This is a genomic window from Campylobacter sp. JMF_04 NA10 (assembly GCF_027737655.1).
In the GTDB taxonomy this organism is placed as follows: Bacteria; Campylobacterota; Campylobacteria; order Campylobacterales; family Campylobacteraceae; genus Campylobacter_B.
Genome location: NZ_JAOVTZ010000002.1, coordinates 1 through 20,195, shown reverse-complemented (window position 1 = coordinate 20,195; position 20,195 = coordinate 1). Strand labels below are relative to the sequence as shown.

General features: G+C 41.3%; 20 protein-coding genes and 1 tRNA gene. 10 read left to right on the top strand and 11 right to left on the bottom strand.

Annotated elements, in window-relative coordinates; translation table 11 throughout:
• A complete protein-coding gene (locus OFO12_RS03035) occupies positions 1–1,218 on the bottom strand; it encodes an argininosuccinate synthase (RefSeq protein ID WP_270869415.1) in 1,218 nt (405 codons plus the stop codon).
• Positions 1,219–1,391: 173 nt separating this feature from the next.
• On the opposite strand from OFO12_RS03035, the gene OFO12_RS03030 reads away from it, so the two are divergent.
• Complete coding sequence (locus OFO12_RS03030) at positions 1,392–2,369, top strand: putative transporter (protein ID WP_270869414.1); 978 nt, start codon at positions 1,392–1,394, stop codon at positions 2,367–2,369.
• Between the two features lie 63 nt (positions 2,370–2,432).
• On the opposite strand, the gene OFO12_RS03025 is transcribed toward OFO12_RS03030, so the two are convergent.
• Positions 2,433–4,598 (bottom strand): TonB-dependent receptor domain-containing protein, encoded by a 2,166-nt coding sequence (locus OFO12_RS03025; protein ID WP_270869413.1) that lies wholly within the window; start codon positions 4,596–4,598, stop codon positions 2,433–2,435.
• Between the two features lie 338 nt (positions 4,599–4,936).
• Here OFO12_RS03025 and OFO12_RS03020 point away from each other — a divergent pair, with 338 nt between their 5' ends.
• From OFO12_RS03020 to lptB, 3 genes are read left to right on the top strand one after another with little or no spacing between them, the layout of a single operon-like run.
• Positions 4,937–5,182 carry an RNA-binding S4 domain-containing protein gene (locus OFO12_RS03020; protein ID WP_270869682.1) on the top strand — a complete coding sequence of 82 codons (246 nt, stop codon included), beginning with the start codon at positions 4,937–4,939 and terminating at the stop codon, positions 5,180–5,182.
• On the top strand, positions 5,166–5,576 hold the full coding sequence (gene tsaE, locus OFO12_RS03015) for a tRNA (adenosine(37)-N6)-threonylcarbamoyltransferase complex ATPase subunit type 1 TsaE (protein ID WP_270869412.1): 411 nt from the start codon (positions 5,166–5,168) through the stop codon (positions 5,574–5,576). Before OFO12_RS03020 ends, tsaE begins: the two co-directional genes overlap by 17 nt.
• Positions 5,569–6,309, top strand: a complete 741-nt coding sequence (gene lptB, locus OFO12_RS03010) for an LPS export ABC transporter ATP-binding protein (protein ID WP_270869411.1) — start codon at positions 5,569–5,571, stop codon at positions 6,307–6,309. The genes tsaE and lptB overlap by 8 nt, the downstream gene beginning before the upstream one ends.
• A 169-nt stretch (positions 6,310–6,478) precedes the next feature.
• Here the strand turns inward: lptB and OFO12_RS03005 are convergent, their stop codons facing one another.
• The 9 genes from OFO12_RS03005 to OFO12_RS02965 form a co-directional block, all read right to left on the bottom strand.
• On the bottom strand, positions 6,479–8,548 hold the full coding sequence (locus tag OFO12_RS03005; protein ID WP_270869410.1) for a TonB-dependent siderophore receptor: 2,070 nt from the start codon (positions 8,546–8,548) through the stop codon (positions 6,479–6,481).
• A gap of 24 nt (positions 8,549–8,572) precedes the next feature.
• The gene (locus OFO12_RS03000; protein WP_270869409.1) at positions 8,573–10,438 is read right to left on the bottom strand and encodes an iron ABC transporter permease; all 1,866 of its coding nucleotides are present in this window, start codon (positions 10,436–10,438) and stop codon (positions 8,573–8,575) included.
• On the bottom strand, positions 10,431–11,360 hold the full coding sequence (locus tag OFO12_RS02995) for an ABC transporter substrate-binding protein (protein WP_270869408.1): 930 nt from the start codon (positions 11,358–11,360) through the stop codon (positions 10,431–10,433). Before OFO12_RS02995 ends, OFO12_RS03000 begins: the two co-directional genes overlap by 8 nt.
• Positions 11,360–12,139 (bottom strand): ABC transporter ATP-binding protein, encoded by a 780-nt coding sequence (locus OFO12_RS02990; protein ID WP_270869407.1) that lies wholly within the window; start codon positions 12,137–12,139, stop codon positions 11,360–11,362. The genes OFO12_RS02995 and OFO12_RS02990 overlap by 1 nt, the downstream gene beginning before the upstream one ends.
• A gap of 128 nt (positions 12,140–12,267) precedes the next feature.
• Positions 12,268–12,984, bottom strand: coding sequence for an arginyltransferase (locus tag OFO12_RS02985; protein ID WP_270859464.1), 717 nt, complete (start codon positions 12,982–12,984; stop codon positions 12,268–12,270).
• Complete coding sequence (locus OFO12_RS02980) at positions 12,984–13,208, bottom strand: hypothetical protein (protein WP_270866195.1); 225 nt, start codon at positions 13,206–13,208, stop codon at positions 12,984–12,986. The genes OFO12_RS02985 and OFO12_RS02980 overlap by 1 nt, the downstream gene beginning before the upstream one ends.
• Before the next feature lie 9 nt (positions 13,209–13,217).
• Positions 13,218–14,648 (bottom strand): acetyl-CoA carboxylase subunit A, encoded by a 1,431-nt coding sequence (locus tag OFO12_RS02975; protein ID WP_270862426.1) that lies wholly within the window; start codon positions 14,646–14,648, stop codon positions 13,218–13,220.
• Between the two features lie 104 nt (positions 14,649–14,752).
• Positions 14,753–14,839, bottom strand: a tRNA-Leu gene (locus OFO12_RS02970).
• Positions 14,840–14,924: 85 nt separating this feature from the next.
• On the bottom strand, positions 14,925–15,221 hold the full coding sequence (locus OFO12_RS02965) for an HU family DNA-binding protein (RefSeq protein WP_270859461.1): 297 nt from the start codon (positions 15,219–15,221) through the stop codon (positions 14,925–14,927).
• A 254-nt stretch (positions 15,222–15,475) separates the two neighbouring features.
• Between OFO12_RS02965 and OFO12_RS02960 the strand changes: the two genes are divergently transcribed.
• Genes OFO12_RS02960 through OFO12_RS02935 form a run of 6 tightly spaced genes read left to right on the top strand, consistent with a single transcriptional unit; the run spans position 15,476 to position 19,858 of the window.
• Positions 15,476–16,156: a response regulator transcription factor gene (locus tag OFO12_RS02960; RefSeq protein ID WP_270862425.1), complete on the top strand. Its 681-nt coding sequence runs from the start codon at positions 15,476–15,478 to the stop codon at positions 16,154–16,156.
• A 16-nt stretch (positions 16,157–16,172) separates the two neighbouring features.
• Complete coding sequence (locus tag OFO12_RS02955; protein WP_270869406.1) at positions 16,173–17,408, top strand: ArsS family sensor histidine kinase; 1,236 nt, start codon at positions 16,173–16,175, stop codon at positions 17,406–17,408.
• A gap of 51 nt (positions 17,409–17,459) precedes the next feature.
• Entirely contained in the window at positions 17,460–17,843 is a 384-nt protein-coding gene (locus tag OFO12_RS02950) for a c-type cytochrome (protein WP_270864475.1), read from the top strand.
• On the top strand, positions 17,827–19,098 hold the full coding sequence (hemL, locus tag OFO12_RS02945) for a glutamate-1-semialdehyde 2,1-aminomutase (RefSeq protein ID WP_270869405.1): 1,272 nt from the start codon (positions 17,827–17,829) through the stop codon (positions 19,096–19,098). Before OFO12_RS02950 ends, hemL begins: the two co-directional genes overlap by 17 nt.
• A gap of 23 nt (positions 19,099–19,121) precedes the next feature.
• Positions 19,122–19,418, top strand: coding sequence for an AtpZ/AtpI family protein (locus OFO12_RS02940; protein WP_270859456.1), 297 nt, complete (start codon positions 19,122–19,124; stop codon positions 19,416–19,418).
• Entirely contained in the window at positions 19,415–19,858 is a 444-nt protein-coding gene (locus OFO12_RS02935) for a hypothetical protein (protein ID WP_270869404.1), read from the top strand. The genes OFO12_RS02940 and OFO12_RS02935 overlap by 4 nt, the downstream gene beginning before the upstream one ends.
• The last annotated feature ends 337 nt before the right edge of the window (positions 19,859–20,195 follow it).

Below are 20,195 nucleotides of genomic sequence, written 5' to 3'. Positions count from 1 at the left end.
TTAAAATTTTCGACCGCTTTTTCCTGCGATGATAAATCTAAGCGCATTTAGCTTGATAAAGCCGTCTGCGTCTTTTTGGTTAAATACAGCGTCTTCTTCAAATGTGCTAAATTCGACATTAAACAAGCTATCTTTGCTCTCTCTGCCTCTTACAATCACATTTCCTTTGTATAGCTCTATGCGAACTGTGCCATTTACGCACTCTTGTGATTTGTCGATTAGGCTTTGAAGCATGATTCGCTCTGGGCTAAACCAAAAGCCATTGTAGATTAGCTCAGCGTATTTTGGCATAAGCTCGTCTTTTAGGTGCGCTGCGCCGCGGTCTAGCGTAAGGCTCTCTATCGCGCGGTGAGCTTTGAGAAGGATTGTGCCACCTGGGGTTTCGTAGCAACCTCTACTTTTCATACCGACATAGCGATTTTCGACTAAATCAAGTCTGCCGATACCGTGTTTAGCGCCGAGATTGTTTAATTCGTGTAAAATTTCATGTGCTTTTAGTTTTTTGCCATTTAGCGCGATTGGATCTCCGTTTTTATACTCGATTTCGATGATTTCGCTCTCATCTGGTGCATTTTTTGGATCTGTTGTCCATCTCCACATATCATCTTCTGGTGCGTGGTTTGGATCTTCTAGCACCAAGCCCTCATAAGAGATATGTAGTAAATTTGCGTCCATTGAATATGGTGATTTGCCCGGTTTTTTGGTGATATCAATACCATGCTTTTGCGCATAAGCTAGCAGCTTTTCGCGGCTGTTTAAATCCCACTCGCGCCATGGAGCGATGACCTTTATATCAGGTTGCAATGCATACGCACCAAGCTCGAAGCGAACTTGATCGTTTCCTTTGCCAGTAGCGCCGTGGCTTACAGCGTCTGCGCCTGTTTTTTGCGCGATTTCGACCATTTTTTTCGCAATTAGCGGTCTAGCGATACTTGTGCCTAGCAAATACTCGCCCTCATACACTGCATTTGCGCGAAACATAGGGAAAACATAATCTCTAACAAATTCTTCTCTTAAATCTTCGATAAAAATATTTTCTGGTTTAATGCCTAATTTTAGGGCTTTGTCTTTGATTGGGGCTAGGTCTTCGTTTTGACCGATATCAGCGGTGAAAGTTACCACTTCGCAGCCATAATTATCGCCAAGCCATTTTAAAATAATACTCGTATCAAGTCCGCCAGAATACGCTAGAACTACCTTTTTTACGCTTTTTTGCATAACCACTCCTTTGATTTGAAAATAATGGCAGGGATTTTAGCTAAATTTTGGTTTAAAAGTTCTGAAATTTGGGAAATTTTGGGAAATTTGCAAAATTTTAAGGCGTTAAAATAAAAATTAATATCAAATTTGCTAAAATTGATTTTGAAATAAACTTTCAATAAAGGTAGATAATGTTTTCATCATTTTTCAAAAGCAAAAAATGGCGAATTTTGGCATGGGGCGGTATGTTTTGCATACTAGGTATAAATTTGTTTCAAACCGTTTTAAATGTCAAATTTAACGAGTGGTATCGGACATTTTACGATATGGGTGGCGAGATAGACAAGCACACAATCGATGAATTTTACCAGCAAATTTTACTTTTTATCTGGATTGCTGTTTGGTTCGTGCTATCAGTTGTCGCTGAGCGATATATCACGCGTGTATGGGTGCTAAAATGGCGCGAAGCGATGACATTTGCGTATATCGGCTTTTGGCGCAAGGTAGAGCGCGATATCGAGGGTAGCTCGCAGCGTATCCAAGAGGATATTTATCGTTTCACAAAAACGCTCGAAGATGTCGGCATGCGTATCGTGTATGCCTTTATGACGCTCTTTGCCTTCATACCGATTTTGTGGAATTTAAGCTCAGGGGTCAAAGTACCAATACTCGAAAATATCCCAGGCGGGCTTGTTTGGATTGCGCTAATCGTTAGTATCGGAGGGCTTGGGGTTTCGTGGTTTGTGGGCAGGTATCTACCACGCCTAGAATACAACAACCAAAAGGTCGAAGCAGCATTTCGAAAAGAGCTGGTATTCGCCGAAGAAGATAAGCAAAACTACGGCAGCGAGACAAAGATTATTTCGCTTTTTGACAAGCTTAAATTTAACTACCACAAGCTGTTTTTGCACTATTTATATTTCGATGCGTGGCTAAATACATACTCACAAATCCTAGTCATGGTGCCTTACCTCATCATGGGTCCGGGGCTTTTTACCAAGGCAATCACGCTTGGCGTACTGATCCAAACGGCAAACGCGTTTAATAAAGTGCGCGTGAGTTTTAGCGTATTTACGAATAACTGGACGACAATCACAGAGCTTCGCTCAATCCACATGAGACTTAAAGAATTTGAGGAAAATATCGGGTATAAGCCAAATTTAGAGTAAAAAAAAAATAGCGAATTTGGGTGAAATTTACCCAAATTCGCAAAAAGGAGTTCAATGAAAATTTTAAAATTTAACTTCTAAATCTACCCAGAAATTTCGCCCACGACCTACCGCAGTAGTTTCTCTGGTTCTATTTGCGTTAATGTATGGTTTATCAAAGATATTATTTACACCAAAACCAACTGTCGCGCCATCTAAAAAAGGCAAAACTTCGCTTTTTTCTATTTTGTATTCGCCCTTAAAATCAGCAATCGTAAAGTCCTTATCGACATAATGCGTAACTTCACCCGTCCTTGAATTTACACTATAAATACCATCTCCGTAAATTTCAGGCGAAAACCAATGGCTAATTTTTAAATCCAAACTCAAATTCGAAAGTGGTTTGTAACCAAAACTTGCCATAAGTTTATCGGCGTGTCTGCCGTTTGTAATAGGCTCTTTTGTTTTGCTATCATAAATTTTTAGGTGTTCGTAACCTGCGCCAAATTTAAATCCGTTTATTTCATAGTTTGCACTAAGCTCAAAACCATGTCTTTTTGCCTCTTCGACATTTTGATACTGTCCATATTCTTGAGATCCAGTTCCTGCCGGATTAAGCCCACTAATAGGCGGTGTTCCTAAATCAGGTCTTTTTGTAATATTAATCATATCTTCGATTTTTCCGTTAAAATAAACACCTTTGAAGCTAAATTTATCATTATCGCTAAAAATAGTATCATCTGCAAAGCTAAATCCAATTTCATACTCTTTTGCAACCTCTGATTTTAAATCAGGATTTGGTATATAATAATACATCCTATTTATCGAACCAGCCTGTGAAGTCTCATGTGGAGTTGGCGCTCTAAAACTCTCACTATATCCTGCAAGTAAAGTAAGCTTATCAAAAAAAGTATAGCTTAGTGCAACTCTTGGAGAAAATCTATCGTCGCTAAAATCGGCGTCATTTACACCTACTTCGCGTTTAAATTTATCATATCGTCCGCCAAGAGTTAGCTCCAAATCGCCAACTTGCATAATATCTTGCAAATAAAATCCAAAATCTTGCCATTTATTTGGATGAGAGAAAAAATCCATAGTAGAGACGCCATCAACCGCCATTAAAGCATCCTCTTCTCTGTTTTGATAGTCAAATCCAGTCACAAGATTGTGATTTATAATACCAGTTTCGAAACGCGAAACATTTTTTAAATTTAAGCCCCAACGCTCTTCATCATTATCATACATACTATTCCAAACCCCAGAACCCTCGGTTTCTTCGTAAATTCTATGGTATTTAGACTCTGTTTTGTAGGCTGTCAATTCTAAATCTAACCATGGATTTTGTGGAGTGTAAAAATAGTTAAAAACATAATCTCTTTGCTCTAATTTTCCTTTTACATCTAAACTATCATAATTATTCCAAAGTGTTTGCCAAGTAGTAAGAGCGTCTAGTTTGTAGTCAAAAAGGCTGAATTGCAATCTATGACTATCACCTAAATTTGCCCCTACTTTGGCAAATATAGTCCTAATATCCTCATCATCAAACGATTTTTTTGTGGTAGGGTCGTTCGGATCTGCATATTTTGAACCACCATCAGCAAATTTCATATTTCCATACGATGCTTTTTTGCCATAAACCAAAACATCCAACGGAATATCTTTTGGCGCAGCATATACGGCAGCTCTACCACTTTTCATATTATTTGATTCTAATCTACCTCCAATCATTGCACCGAATTCTTTGCCCTCACTTAGATAATCCCTAGCGTCTTTTGTGCTCATTTCTACAATTCCGCCAATAGCACCAGAACCATGCAAAATCGAGCTAGCGCCCTTTGTAACCTCAACTCTTTTTAAAATATCGCTATCGGTTCTAAAACTAGAAATATGATTTGAATACAAACTTGGGCTTCTTGGAACGCCATCTTGCTTGATGATAACGCGATTTTCGCTTTGGTATCCAAATCCACGGATTTGAAACTGCCTACCGCTTTCGCGCCCCATTTCCATACCACCATCTACACCTGGAATATCCATAATAGAATCGATAACATTTGATTTTTGTTTCAGCTCTTTTTCGCCAACTACGCCAACCGAACCTGCGTATTTTAAGTTATCGACCTCCGTCAAGGTCGCACTAACGATAATCTCGTCGAATTCAACCGCATTATGCTTAGGAGTTGTTGCGTTGTTTTCGACACCAAAAAGCACACCAGCCACAACGATAGAAAGATAAAAGCTCTTTTTCATGTGGAATTTTCCTTTCGTTAAATTTACATTTAAAAATCGTGACAAAATTATATTCATTATCAACTTAAAATATATTGAAAATTTTTATCAATAAAATGTAATAGCGATTATACTTCGTTTTTATCGAAGTTTTTATAAAATTTTAAGGAAAATTTATTAAAAATTTTGTGAGAATTTATTGTTTTATTTTCGTTTAAAATTTTAAAATTTATGAATTTTATGCTTTATAACAAAATTGATAAAACAAATTCATAGTAGTAAAATTTTTGATTAATTATAAAATTTTAAATTCGCATAAATTTCCAAATTTTAAGGCGAATTTGGCTACAATCCCGCCCATGAGAGTCGATAAATTTTTAAATTCAGTAAATATCACAAAAAGGCGCGCTATAAGCGAGGATATGTGCAAAAGTGGCGTAGTCTATATCAACGGCGCAGTGGCAAAAGCTAGCAAAATCCTAAAAATCGGCGATATAATCACCATTAAATTTTTAGAAAAAGATAAAAGCTATCAAGTTCTGGGCTTTCCTGCCGCCAAAAACACGCCAAAAAGTGAGCAAGAAAAATATGTCAAAGAGCTTTAAACTCGCGCTTGGTGAGAGCGAAATTTCGCAAATCGCTGAAATTTTGCCGCGCAGTGGAGTGATTTTGCTAAATGGCACGCTAGCAAGTGGCAAAACCACGCTAACGAAGGCTATCGCGCTATCACACGGCATAGATCCAGCCGCTGTGAGTTCGCCGACATTTTCACTCATGCAAAATTACGGCCAAATTTACCACTACGACCTGTATAATGGCGGTAGCGAGGCGATGATGAACAATGGCTTAATCGAAAATTTATTCGAAGACGGGCTTCATATCATCGAGTGGGCGGACGAAAATCTGATAAAATTTATTGAAAAATATGAGCTGGATTGTTGCGCGGTAAATATCAAGGTCATGGGCGACAAACGCGAATACGAGGTAGTTTATGCATAGATTAGAAGTAAAAGATTTGAAAAAGACTATCAAAGGCACCCCGATAATCAAGGGCGTTTCATTAGAGGTCGAAAACGGCGAAGTCGTGGGCTTGCTAGGTCCAAATGGCGCAGGCAAAACCACGACATTTTATATGATTTGCGGGCTGATTTCTAGCACGAGTGGCGAGATTTTGCTCGATTTTAAGGACATTAGCAATGTCCCGCTTCACAAACGCGCCAAGCTTGGCATCGGATACCTGCCCCAAGAAAGTAGCGTTTTTAAGGATTTAAGCGTGGAAGAAAATTTAATGCTTGCCGCTGAAATCACCTACAAAGACAAAAAAATCGCAGCCGAAAAAGTCGATGAAATGCTAAATCTGCTAAATATCGAGCCAATAAGAGAGCGAAAAGGGGTGAGTCTAAGCGGTGGCGAAAGAAGGCGTTGCGAAATCGCGCGAAGCCTAATGATAACGCCGAAATTTCTCTTGCTTGATGAGCCATTTGCAGGTGTCGATCCTATCGCTGTTAGCGACATACAAAACATCGTGCGAAGTCTAAAAGAGCTTGACATCGGGATTTTGATAACCGACCACAATGTCCGCGAAACTTTGGCGATTTGCGATAGAGCTTATGTCATAAAAGACGGCGAGTTGCTCACTAGCGGCACAGCTAAGCAGGTCGCAAACGACGAAAATGTGCGAAAATACTATCTTGGCGATAATTTTAAATTTGATAGCGAAATCATAGAGTAAATCGAATAAACTTTAACAAATTTTGGACAAATTTCACCAAATTTAAACCCCAAAATTTTAATAAAATTTGCCAAATTTCAACCTAACGAAATTTGGCAAAAATTCAAAATTTCGCAAAATTATACTTATAATTTTGCGAAATTTTATACATAAAATTTTAATTAAAATTTTACCAACTATACTTCGCGGTTAGTGTTACCTTCGCGCCCTCGCCGTAATAGCACCAGTAGTTGCACCCTGCGACATACTCCTTATCAGCGATATTTGTCGCATTTAGACGAAGCGAAAAGTCCTTATACGAATACTCCGCCATAGCGTCAATTAGCGTGTGTGACGGCACACTCACAGCGTCGTGGCGAGGCGATGTCCATGCGCTGCTCTCGCTCTTGCTTTTGCCCACATAGCGCACGCCAGCACCCATTTTGAGCCCATGTCCGCCTCCTAAATCCATAGAATATACCAAAAAGCCAGAGAGCATATCTTTTGGGATTAGTGGCGTTGGCGTCATGTAGTCAAAGCCATCGACATTGATTTTAGCTTCGTTGTAGTGCGTGTAAGCGGCGATTAGGTTTAAATTTTCGCTTAAATTCACATTTGCACCAAGCTCCACGCCTTTGGCTACCTGCTTTCCAGCCTGACTTGAAAAGCTAGAACCATCGGTGTATGGGACATTTCTCTGCTCTATGTCAAAATACGCTAGGCTAAATTCGCCGTCTATGAAGCTAGGCAGATATTTCACACCCGCTTCGTATTGTCTAGCCGTGGTTGGCTTGTAAAACTCGCCCGAACTCGTGCGGCCAGATTGCGGCATAAAAGACTCGGAGTAGTTGAAATACGGCATAAATCCGCTATCAAACGCGTATAAAATCCCAGCCTGATATGTGGTTTCGTCCGTGTCGTAGCTTTTATCACCATTTAGCGTGGCTTTTGCCTTGTCATGGCGCACTCCAAGGGTCAAATTTAGCTTCTCATAAAGCTCAATTTTATCATTTAAATAAAACCCAAGCTGGCTTTGATCCAAGTCATAATTTGGATTTGAAAACGACAGCGCCGGATTTGCCGTTAGGCGGGTGCGCACTGGGTTATAGACATTTATAGTGCCTACGAAGTAGTTGTAAAAATACTGCCCCCTAGCGCGGATATCTCTGTAATCCACGCCCAAAGTTAGGCGGTTTTTCACACTTCCCCACTCGTCTTCGTAGCTTATACGGTTATCGAATATATGCGAATTCACACTCGCATCGACAAAGAGCAAATCCTGCGCGATATCGGTATCGTTTATCATATTATACTCGACACTTGCGCCGATTTGGTCTTTGTTTTCGCGGTTAAATTTATAGCTTGATTCGAATTTTAGCTTATCGTTAAAGCTATGCGCTAACTCGTATCCAACTGAAATTTGATCGCGTGATAGGCTATCGTTTAATGCGCCCAAATTCGCACTTGGCGAAATTTTGCCCTGCGCGCCAGGTATCATCGTGCCTACATAAGGGAAAAACCCGTTGCTTCCAGTGCCTGCGTCATGCGTGAAGCTAGATAGAAGTGTGAGCTGTGTATCATCGCCTAGCAAAAACAAAATTGAAGGCGCGATGAAAAAATGCTCGTTCCATGTGTAGTTTATGTCGCCACGCTTTTTCTCATAATCGCTTACAATGCGAAATTTCACATTTTCGCTAAATTCATCGCTGACATCGAAAAAGACCCCACGCAGGTGATTTGAGCCAAATTTCGCGCCGATTTCGCCTTGTGGGGTGAGAGTTGGGCGTTTGGAAACTAGATTTATCACGCCACCAGCGTATGATGAGCCATAAAGTAGCGAGTTTGCGCCCTTTACCACCTCGATACTCTCATATCCGTATAAATCAGGGCTGATACCAAAATATCCGCCCTTATACGCACTAGCGCCGTCCAAACTCACACTAGCTTCAAACCCACGAAGTCTAAGCCAGTCGCTAGTATCCAAATCCGCGCCATAAGGCTGTCCAATGAAACCAGCCTCGTATTTTACGGCCTCGTCTAGCTGTGTCGCTCCACGCTCTTCGATTGCTTTTTTGCTCTCGATTACAGATGAGCTTCCAGCACTCATGAAATCGACCTTGCCACTACCCTTGCCTACCGAGCCTACCACGGCGATTTCGTCTAAAACCTGTGCCTCGTTTGCCCTCTCAGAGACTTCCTGCGCCAAAACAGCCGCCGCACACAAACTAAGCGCAAACGCGCTACCAAAAATTTTTTGCATAAATGCTCCTTTGATTAAAATTTATTAAATTTTTCTTGCAATCCATAAAAAATAAAGGCTTCCGATTATCGTAGCGACCACGCCACAAGGTATTTCGTAAGGAAAAATCAAATTCCTACCCAAAAAATCCGCCACGCTCATTATCAAAGCCCCGATTAGCGCACTTGCCATGAGCCCAGCGCCCGTTTTGCGAAAGCCCAAAAATTTCGCCAAATGTGGTGCGATAAGCCCCACAAAACTCACTGGCCCCACGCAAAGTGCGCTAAAAGCCGACAAAACGGCGCAAAATACAAACAAAATGGTTTTAAATCTGAAAATATCCACGCCCACGCTACTAGCGCACACATCGCCTAGGCCTAAAATCGTAATTTCTCTTTGAAATCTCATCACCACGCCAAAGCCAATCACGCAAAGCATCGCCAAAAGCAAAACTTGCGAAAAACTCGCACCGTAGGTGCTTCCAGCGCTGTATGAGATAAAATCATAAATCCTGCTATCCCCACTAAAAAGCAAAATTTTCTCCACCGCGCTCACAAAGGCACTCACCGCAATCGCGCTTAAAATCACGCGCATTGGGATCATGCCACTTCTCGCATTTATCGCCAAAATAAAGCCCAAAACCACCAACGCCCCAAATACACCAAAAACAAAGCCAAGCGCAGGTGCGAAAAACATCGAAGCAAGCACGCCAAGGCTCACGCCAGAACTAATGCCAAGAAGCTCGGGCGAGGCCATGTCGTTGCGGGTTAGGCTCTGTAAAATATAGCCACAAACAGCCAAAATTCCGCCACAAAACAAGGCTGTAAAAACGCGGTTTATGCGCAGAGCGAAAATTTCGCGCGAGAATTCGCCATAAAATAGACAAAACGCCACAAAAACAGCCAAAATTCCACCAAGAAGTGGCAAATTTAAATACTTTGCCCTTTCGTGAATTTCGTTTTTGGCGCCGTTTCCTGCGTTTGCGTCCTTTGTGGCGCAGTGTATGAGCCACAAAAACATCGGCGCACCCAAAAATGCGCAGATTGCACCCGCAGGAAGCGAAATTTGGGTTAAATTTTGCAAGATTATAAGTCCGCTATCGCAAATGCCTAAAATCAAAGCCCCCAAAATGGCGCAAAAAATCGCTTTTTTGACAAACGAGCTAAATTTCAGCTGATTTGCGAGATAACTCGCCCCAAGCCCCACAAATGCAATAATCCCGCAATGCGCCACCGCCACAGCTGTAAAATACGCACCCAGCACAAAGCCTATAATTCGTACCAAAACGACATTTAGCCCAAGCGATTTTGCCGTGCTATCGCCAAGCCCAAAGAGCCAAAACGAACGCGCAAAAGCTAGCGTTACAACTAGGGCTGGAAGCGATAAAATCGCCATTGTGCGCAAATTCGCGTAGCCGTTTTGGGCTAAATCGCCACTTAGCCAAACCGTGATAAAATAGCTTTCATCTTTGAAAAAAATCAAAAGTAGCGCGCTTAGTGCGCCAAAGACTAGCCCTATGATTAGACCGCACAGCGTCGCGCTAAATGCGCTAAACTCGCGCGTATTTGTGAGCGCAAACAAAAGCCCAAGTCCGATGAGCGCGCCCACAAACGCACTTAGCGTGGTGCCAAGCACGGGCGCGAACAGCCCCAAAAACAGCACCCCAAAGGCGCTTGACGCGCTTACGCCACTGGTGCTATCACTCGCTAATGGATTGTGCGTAATAGCGCAGAGCAAAAGCGATGAAAGCGAAAGCAACGCACCGCAAAGAAGAGCCGTCAAAATGCGTGGCAGGGTGGAATTTAGCACCACAAGGGTGCGAATTTCGCCTAAATTTGCGTGTGCGCCAAGAAGTGAAATGGCGCAGAGTATCGCAAAAATGAGCGTTAAGATTGGTAGAGTTTTATTCATTTGCGCTCTTTTGCGAAATTTTAGAATTTGGCGAATTTGGCGAAATTTCTAAATTTTGCGAAATTTTGGAATTTGCCAAATTTGCCTCATTTTTCAAAATTTCACTCAGCAAATTTGCAAATTTTTGCATACTTATCCACGCACCAGCGCTCCACACAGCCTCTATTTGCGCGCGGTTTTGCAAAATTTGCAAATTTTTATAAATCCCGTTTGAAGCGATTTGCGAGTTTATATCAACCCTGTTTGGCTCGATTATAACGAGCTTTGCGCCATGCCCCACCTCATAAAGTGCGCTTACATGAGCACTCGCGATACCCCAGAGATTATATGATAAATTACTTGGAGCCAAATTTGTAATCCCAAGTTTAGCCAAAACCACGCCATACAGGCTGTTTGCGCCATAAATCCTAATGTGAGCCGCGTCGATAAACTGCACGACTAAAACAGGCGTGGTGAAATTTTCTAGCTCTTTTTTCTTTTTTTCGAAAAATTCGTTGTTTTTGGCAAGTAAAATTTTCGCCCTCTCTTCGCAATCCAAAATTTTCGCCACTTCCAAAACAGCCTCGTTTAGGTTGTCTTCCAAATTTCCGTCTTTATAAACATCGATAATACGGGTTTTGGCGTATTTTGAAATGGTTTTTTCGTGCCCCGCAAAAAACGATGGCAAAAGCACAAAATCAGGCTTCAAAGCTATTATCATCTCCAAACTCGGCTGGTTTCTAAGCCCCAAATCTAGGGTATTTGCACTATTTTTTAGCCCACCACCCCATAGCATGTAACTCTGCTTTTCTGCCATCGCGATTGGATCAACTTCTAAAAACTCCAAAATCTCCGCCACGCCCCAATCTAGCGTGATTATACGCGGTTTAGTATCGCCAAATACTGCGCCGAAAAAAATCAGCAAAAAAATAATCGCTCTCATTAAAACATCGCCGTTAATAAATTTGTCTTTGGGTGCGCGATTATATGGGCATTTACGCCGTAAATTTCTTTGATTTTTTCTGCGCTCATAGCCTCGCTAGATGGGCAGTTTAGTATCAGCTCGCCGCCTTTTAGCGCGATGATTTTATCGCAGTGCGAACAGGCTAAATTTATGTCGTGAATCACGATGATGACGCATTTGCCAAGCTCTTTTGCCATTTTTTTGATTAACGCCATGACGCTTAGCTGGTGCGCGATATCTAGGGGTGCTAATGGCTCGTCAAGTAGCAAAAAATCGCTTTCTTGCGCGAGTAGCATGGCTAGGAAAATGCGCGATTTCTCGCCGCCACTTAGCGTGGAGACGATCTGGTCTTTGAATTTGAGCGTATCTGTGATTTGTAGGCACTCGGTAGCGATTTTGGCGTCGTTTTCTTTGTCCGTAAAATACCTGCCCCCGTGCGCATATCTGCCCGCCATAACTAGCTCCAAGCCCGTCAAATGAGAAGCGTCTGGTAAAATTTGGGGCAAATAAGCAACACTTTTGGCAAATTCTTTTTTTGCGTAATCTTCGATTTTCTTGCCATTTAGCGAAATTTCGCCACTTTGATTTTTGATTTGTGCGGCTAAAAGCTTGATAAGCGTAGATTTGCCAGAGCCATTGTGTCCCACGAGAGCGTAAAATTCGCCCTTTGCAAACTCTAAATTTATATTATTTAAAATTTTTTTATTTTGTATTTGGTAATTTAGATTACTAGTTTTTAACACGATGATAATATCCATTATTAAAATAAAAGATAGATATTATCAAAAATTTAATAAATTTAAACTAAATATTTAACAATTATTATCAAAAGCCATATCAATTTAAAATTTTAAAAATAATAAAGTATAGCAAAACATGCCCTGCCCTACTCCCATAGACTAGGCTCCTGCGGGTCTGTATAGCTGGATAAAATTTGATATGGCTGGTAGTCGAATTTGTATTTTAGGCTCGGACACTCACGCACTGCATAACCCAAATATATCCAGCGCAGATTAAATTTTTTCGCGATTTCAATCTGCTTTAAAAGCGAAAATTTCCCAAGGCTAAGATCGCTTCTGTATGGATCGTAATAGCAATAAATCGAGCTTATCCCGTCTTCGACAATGTCGATCAAATCGACGCAAATCAGCCTGTCAAACTCATCGTAATACGAAATTTCCTTGCCAAAATTTCCATATCCCTCCACATAAATTTCATAGTATTTCTCAGGCGTGATATTTTGGCGCGGCCAACCCTTTTTTTCGCTCATATAGTTGTGATAAATTTCGAAAAGCTCCAAATGCTCGCCGTCTAAAATCGGCGCTGAAAAGCCAAGAGTGGTTTTTTCGTTTTTTTTATAAACTCTGCGGTGTGATTTGGAAAATTTGAAATTTCTCGCATCTACTCTCAGGCTTTTGCACTCATCGCAACCCGCACAAATGGGCTTTTGGAAGTAATTCCCAAAGCGTCTGTATCCGTGAGTGACCAAATTTGAATTATAAGAATACGAAGCATTTTTGACAAAAATGTATTCATTTCTAGCTGATTTTCCCTGCAAATACGGGCAGGGAAAATCGAGCGTGCAAAATGGAATTTCAAGCATTAAATTTTTCTAATATTTGCGTTTTCGATATATTTCAAAAACTCGTCTTTTAGCCGATTTTCGCGCGCACTCACGCTCTCATCAGCCAAATCCTCATCTTTGAAAATATCTTTAAATTCATCGCGATTTGGGTTTGGTTTTGGCTTAGGTTTGGGTGGATTTTTCGCCTTTTCCTCTTTAATCATATCTTTTTTTATGCTATTTAGCGATTCTAAAAAATCCATTTTCGCTCCCTAAATTTCGGCTTCTCGCATAGCAGAAGCGATTGCAGCGACGACTTCGGTTTTTTTCGTATCGAAATCGTCCTTGGTGTTTGCCAAAATTTTGTCCAAATTTTTCTCGACATAGCTCGTATCGAAAAATCCTAGTCTAAACTCACGCGATTTGCTAATCGAGAGCAAAAATGGGATTATCGTGCGCACACCCTCTATGCGGAACTCCTTCAATGCCCTTTCTAGCTTATTTACCGCCAAGTCATAATCTGTCGTTTTGATAATGAGTTTAGCTAAAAGCGAGTCATAAAATGGCGGAATTTTATAGCCTTTGTAAATATGGCTATCCACGCGCACGCTAGGTCCCAAAGCTGGGTAATAATCCTCGACTTTGCCAGGTGCTGGGGTGAAATTTTTCCATACATTTTCGGCTGTAATTCTCGCCTCAATCGCGTAACCGCGCGGTTTGATATCGCTTTGTTCGAGCTCTAAAATTTCGCCATTTGCGATACGAATCTGGCGCACGACGATATCCACGCCGGTGATTTCCTCGGTGATTCCGTGCTCGACTTGGATTCTGGTATTCATCTCCATAAAATAGAAGTTGTTGTAATCATCGAGCAAAAACTCCACAGTGCCGACATTTGAGTAATTCACAGCCTTAGCCGCGGCTACTGCGGTGATACCCATGGTTTTGCGCAAATGCTCGCTAATCGACGGGCACGGGGCGATTTCGATGATTTTTTGGTGACGGCGTTGGATTGAGCAGTCGCGCTCGCAAAGGTGGATAATGTTGCCGTAATTATCGCCGATGATTTGAAACTCGATATGGCGTGGATTGACGACGAGTTTTTCCATAAAAACTTCATCGTTGTTAAAATACGCCTTCGCCTCTCTGGTGCAGGATTCAAAGGCCGCTTCCATATCCTCTTCGCTCCAAACTTCACGGATTCCACGCCCTCCGCCACCGCCGCTTGATTTCAAAATCACCGGATAGCCGATTTTGCGGGCGTATTCTTTGATAGTTTCCATTGATTCGTTGTTTAATTTTTCGGTGCCTGGCACGATAGGAATACCATTTTTGCGCATTAAATAGCGAGCGATATTTTTATTACCCATTTTGCGGATAACTTCTGGTTTTGGACCGATAAAGATAATCCCAGCATCCTCGACCTCTTTTGCAAAATCATAATTCTCACTCAAAAATCCATATCCAGGGTGGATAGCGTCCGCACCGCTTGCTTTGGCTATTTCTACGATTTTTTTGGCGTCCAAATACCCAGTAAGTGGCTCTGTGCCGACTTCATAAGCCTCATCAGCAATTTTAACATGCAAGCAGTCTTTGTCAGGCTCGGTGTAAATCGCTATACTTTTTATGTGCAAATCTCTACATGCTCTAATAACCCTAACCGCGATTTCACCGCGATTTGCTATGAGAATTTTGTGTATCATACTAAAACACCTTTTTGTAAAAATAATATTGCGTATGATAGTATAAAAAATGTTATATCAAGTTGAAATTTAGGGGAAAAAGTCAAAATTTTAAAGGATTTTAGTGGTGCCCAGAGCCGGAATCGAACCGGCACGGAGTTGCCTCCGCCAGATTTTGAGTCTGGTGCGTCTACCAATTTCACCACCTGGGCTTGAATTAAAAATCGAGATTATACAAAAATTTGATTAAAATAAAATTAAGCCCCAAAATTTTGGGGCTTAAAGAGTTAAGAAAAATTATTTTTTCTTTTTAGCTTTTGAAGCAGCAACAGCCTCTTTAAGTTGTTTGCCAACTTTAAATTTAACTACTTTTGTAGCAGGTGATTTGTAAGTTTTGTTTGTGCCAGGAACTTTGCCTTCACGAGCAGCACGCTCAGCAATGCTAAAAGAACCAAAGCCAATGAAACTAATCTCATCGCCTTTAACTAATAGCTCTTTAATTGTTTCAAGAGCTTTATCTACTACTGCTGTAGTATCTTTTTTGCTTTGTCCTGCTTTTTCAGCAACAATACTGATAAAATCAGCTTTTTTCATAGAGTATCCTTTGTGATAAAGTGTAACGGCGACCATTTTACAATACTTTGATAAAAATTTCAATAGAATTTTGCGAATTTTTCGCCAAATTTGGCAAAATTTCACGAAATTTAGCAAAATTTTGCCCATTTTCACACTATTTGAAAAATAAATTTTTCATTTTTTCCCAAATTTACACAAATTTAGGCGCTAAAATTTTTTATAATCTTAAATTTGATATAATGCGCCCAAAATTTTAAATTTAAGGTAAAAATATGACAAAAATTTTGATGATAGAAGATGATTTGGAGCTGGCTGAAATTTTAAGCGAATACTTAGAACAATACGAAATCGACATTACCGTCGCAGATGACCCGTTTATCGGACTTTCGAAGCTTAAATTAGAAAATTTCAACCTCGTGATTTTAGACCTAACGCTTCCTGGTATGGACGGGCTTGAAGTCTGCAAAGAAATCCGCAAAACCTCGAATTTACCGATTATCATTTCTAGTGCGCGCCACGATTTGACCGATAAAATCAATGCCTTTGATTTCGGCGCAGATGATTATCTACCAAAACCATACAACCCCCAAGAGCTTCTAGCCCGCATAAAACGCCATGTCGAGCGCTACAACACAGGCTCGATCAAACAAGCCGGTGAAAAAACCAACAAAGACATCGTGGTAGATGATTTTTCGCACATTATCACCTTTAAAGGTCAGCCTCTATCGCTGACAGTCGCTGAATACGATGTCCTCTCATATCTAGTCAAAAAAGAAGGCGGAGCAATCACACGCGAAGAGCTCATTTACAACAGCTCCTCAATCAGCGAAGAATCCTCGCCAAAAAGCATAGATGTCATCGTCGGTCGTATCAGGGTCAAGCTTGGCGAAACCTCCAAGACACCGCAATATATCCACGCAATCAGGGGCGTGGGATACAAGCTCGTGCAATAAATTTTGAAATTTAAATATGAAATTTAGATCTTCGATTTTTTATACCATTACATTTATTTTCGCGCTTGCGACGATTGGCGTATCGCTCGCACTCATTTGGCTTATCGGATATGATAAACAAAACTACACCAGAGAGCTAAACACAAAATATTCCATAGTCGCGCGCTCGCACCTATACCAGATGAGCAGGCTCATCTCGCAAAACGAATTCCAAAGACAAATCGCAAATTTCGAATTTTCTAGCATTAATGACGAAAATTTTATAAAGCAATTAACCGAAAATGGCGAAATTTTAGATAGTATTTCGGCTGATATCGGCTCGGCTGATATTATAATGTATAACCGCAAGCACTACCTCAAAATCACCCACGCAAACGAGGTTAGAATTTTAAATGACAAAGAATACCAACCATATCGCTACGATATTTTTAGGGCGATTTATGGCGGAATTTTGGCGATTATTTTGCTCGCATACATTTTTATTATACGCAAAATCAAACCACTTCGCAAGCTAAAACGCCAAATCGATAAATTTGCCACAGGCGATTTAAATATCGCAAATGTCGCCACAGGCACGGACGAAATCTCCGAGGTTTCGCGCGCGTTTTACGGCGCAGTTACGCAGATCAACAAACTAAACGAATCGCGCCACCTGTTTTTGCGAAATATCATGCACGAGCTAAAAACGCCCATTACCAAAGGTCGCATAACCGTCGAAATGATCGAAAAAAACAAATACCAAGAGCGCTTGTTATCGGTGTTTGAAAGGCTAGAAGATTTGATTAACGAATTTGCCGCAGTCGAGAGGGCGACTTCTGGGATTCCGCTTGGAGAGCGTGGAATTTACTCAGCCAAAGAAATCATAAACGAAGCCCTAAAAATCGCAATGATAGGCGAAAATTTAGTAACCATAAATGCGCCAGAGGATTTGAAATTTAATGTAGATTTGAAGCTGTTTTCAATCGCTGTGAAAAATCTAATCGACAACGCAATCAAATACTCCACCGACCGCCATGTCATCATAAATGTCGGAGCAACCTTCGATTTCATCAGCAATTCGCCCGAATTAGAGCAGGATTTCGAGCATTACAAAGAGGCATTTTCCAAGGGCTCAAACGCCAAACAAAGCTTCGGTCTTGGGCTATACATCGTCGATAATATCGCCAAATCGCATGGTTTAGCCTTTAAATACCGCAGAGAAAATGAGACAAATATCTTTTATTTTGATAATATGAGTGAAATTTTACTCTAAATTTTAAGGCGATTTGATATATGATTGCAAAATTTTTTAAAAAGTGAGTTTATGCGAAATTTAATATTTTTACTAGCATTTTTCGGTGTTTGTTTGTGTGCAGAGAGCTTCATCACAGATGAAGAATACGGAGCCATGCTCTATCAAAACCCCCGTGGAATAGGCTGTGATAAGTGCCACGGCGAGCGTGGCGAGGGACAGCTCATCGCAAAATACGAGGAATTTAATCGCTCAAATGAAACCTACTACGAAAAATCCCTTTTCGCACCCAAAATCAACACCCTTTCACTGCAAGAATTAGCCGACGGAATCGGCGCTAGCAAGGACATTATGCCAAGCTATTTTCTTACAAAAGATGAAATTATCATTATTTACAAATATTTAAAAGCCAAAAATCAAACCCAAAAAAAGGACGAAAATGACAAACAAAACTGAATTTGCAAAGGCTATGAAATTTATCCCAGGTGGCGTTGATTCGCCTGTTCGCGCATTTGGAAGCGTAGGTGGCGAGCCATTTATGGTAAAAAAGGGCAAAGGCGCATATATCTACGATGTCGAGGGCAGAAAATACCTTGATTTCGTGCAAAGTTGGGGTCCGCTGATTTTCGGACACGCTGATAAAGATATCCAAAAAGCGGTTTGCGATGCGGCGAAATTTGGACTAAGTTTTGGCGCACCAAGCCCGCTAGAAACGAAACTTGCTAAGCTTGTTTTAGATAAATTTCCGTTTTTGGATAAAATTCGCTTCACTAGCAGTGGCACAGAGGCCACAATGAGCGCAATCCGCCTAGCGCGCGCTTACAGCGGAAAAGACGGCATAATAAAATTCGCTGGTTGCTACCACGGACACAGCGACTCGCTTTTGGTCAAGGCAGGTTCAGGAGCAACTACATTTGGATATTCAAGCAGTGCTGGCGTACCAGAAGATATCGCCAAAAACACATTTGTCGCTGTTTATAACGATATCCAAAGCGTCAAAGCGATTGTCAAAGCCAATGATATCGGCACCATAATCATCGAACCAATCGCTGGCAATATGGGCTTAGTGCCTGCAAAAGCCGAATTTTTAAGCGAACTTCGCAAAATTTGCGACGAGAAAAAAATCGTGCTAATCATGGACGAGGTAATGAGCGGATTTCGCGCTAGTGCGCGCGGAAGCTACGATGTGTATGGCATAGCTGGTGATATCGTAACCTTTGGCAAGGTAATCGGTGGTGGTATGAGCGTGGCAGCCTTTGCAGGAAAATCTGAAATCATGGATCTAATCAGCCCTCTTGGCGGTGTTTATCAAGCAGGCACGCTAAGTGGAAACCCAGTGGCAATGGCGGCTGGAATTGCGAGTTTGAGTAAAATTTATGCTAAGAAAAATTTATACAAAGATTTAAATTCACTCGCCAAACGCTTCATAAACGGCCTTAGCAAAGCCGCCAAAAAGCATGGTATCGCTCTTCAAACAGCGTGTGTGGGAAGTATGTTTGGGTATTTTTTCGCCGAAGACGAGGTGAATAACTACGACGACGCGCTCAAATCCGACACTAAGCGTTTTGCGAAATTTCACCGCGAAATGATAAAACGGGGCGTATTTTTGGCGCCAAGTCAGTTCGAAACTGGCTTTATTTGCGAGGCAATGAGCAAAAAAGATATAGATTTTGCCATAAAAATGGCCGATGAAGCAATGGCAAATTTGTAAATTTTGAAATTTAAGGCGAGGTTATGAAATACACAAAAAACCTGCATAAAGTCGTCCCGGTCGCATACGATGTGAGCCTTGGGATTTCGATAGTCGTCGCAATCGCCATTGGCGTGGGGCTTGGGCTGTGGCTCAAATCCCTAACCGGCTCATTAATCGTATTTTGGGTTTGCGTGTGCTTTGGTATAGCTGCGGCGTTTTTAAATGTCTATAAGGCGTTTAAGGGGCTAAACGAAAGCCTCAAAGAGCTCGAAGACGATCCCAAATACAAGGCCGCAAAAGAGAATTTCGACGATGATGATTGGGACGAAAAAGAGTGAAAAAAGAAATTTTAAAAATCTACTTGATTTTTGATTTTCTAGTCCTTGCGCTTGGGGGTTTGCTTTGCGCTTTTGGGGCGAAATTTGCCCCATTTTTCGCTAGTTCGCAACTCGGATTTTTCTGCTCGCTTGCGGTTGTGTTTTTTTCGCACAGAGCCTACGCACTGCGCCTCGAAGATGAAATTCGCTCTGGCAAATACGACAAAATCGCTAATAATGAATTTGATGATGAAAATTTAGCCGAGCTCAAAAAAAGCGCGGTCAAATCAAATTTTGCCACCGCATTTTTTTCGCCATTTAAAATTTTATCTTACGCTGCGCTAATTTTTGGAATTTGGCTTTTGGCTAAATTTGGACTTTTAAACCCGCTTGCACTAATGCTTGGCGTAAGCGTAATCCCGCTAGGCACGCTCATTTTTGCGTTTTGTAATAAAGAGTGAATTTAGGCTTTTACCGCTCTTGGCGTATCGTTTGATTTGCCATTGTGAAATACTGTCCCGGAATATACTCGCCATTGTCATTGTGAGGCGATTTATCGCCGAAGCAAAATGAGCGTAGCGACCCGAGCGAAGCGAAGGGCATTTGGACGAGCCGTAGGCGAAGTCAATCCAGTAAAATTTAAAGCAAAATTCAACCTAAATTTAGCATTGAATTATTTTTTAAATTTTAGGCGAAATTTTGAAATTCTCTGTAAGGGGGAGGGCGCGCTTTTTAGGAGACGCTACCCTCCCCCTTACCAACCCCCACCCCTGTAAAACCTTAGAAGTGGCTAAATTT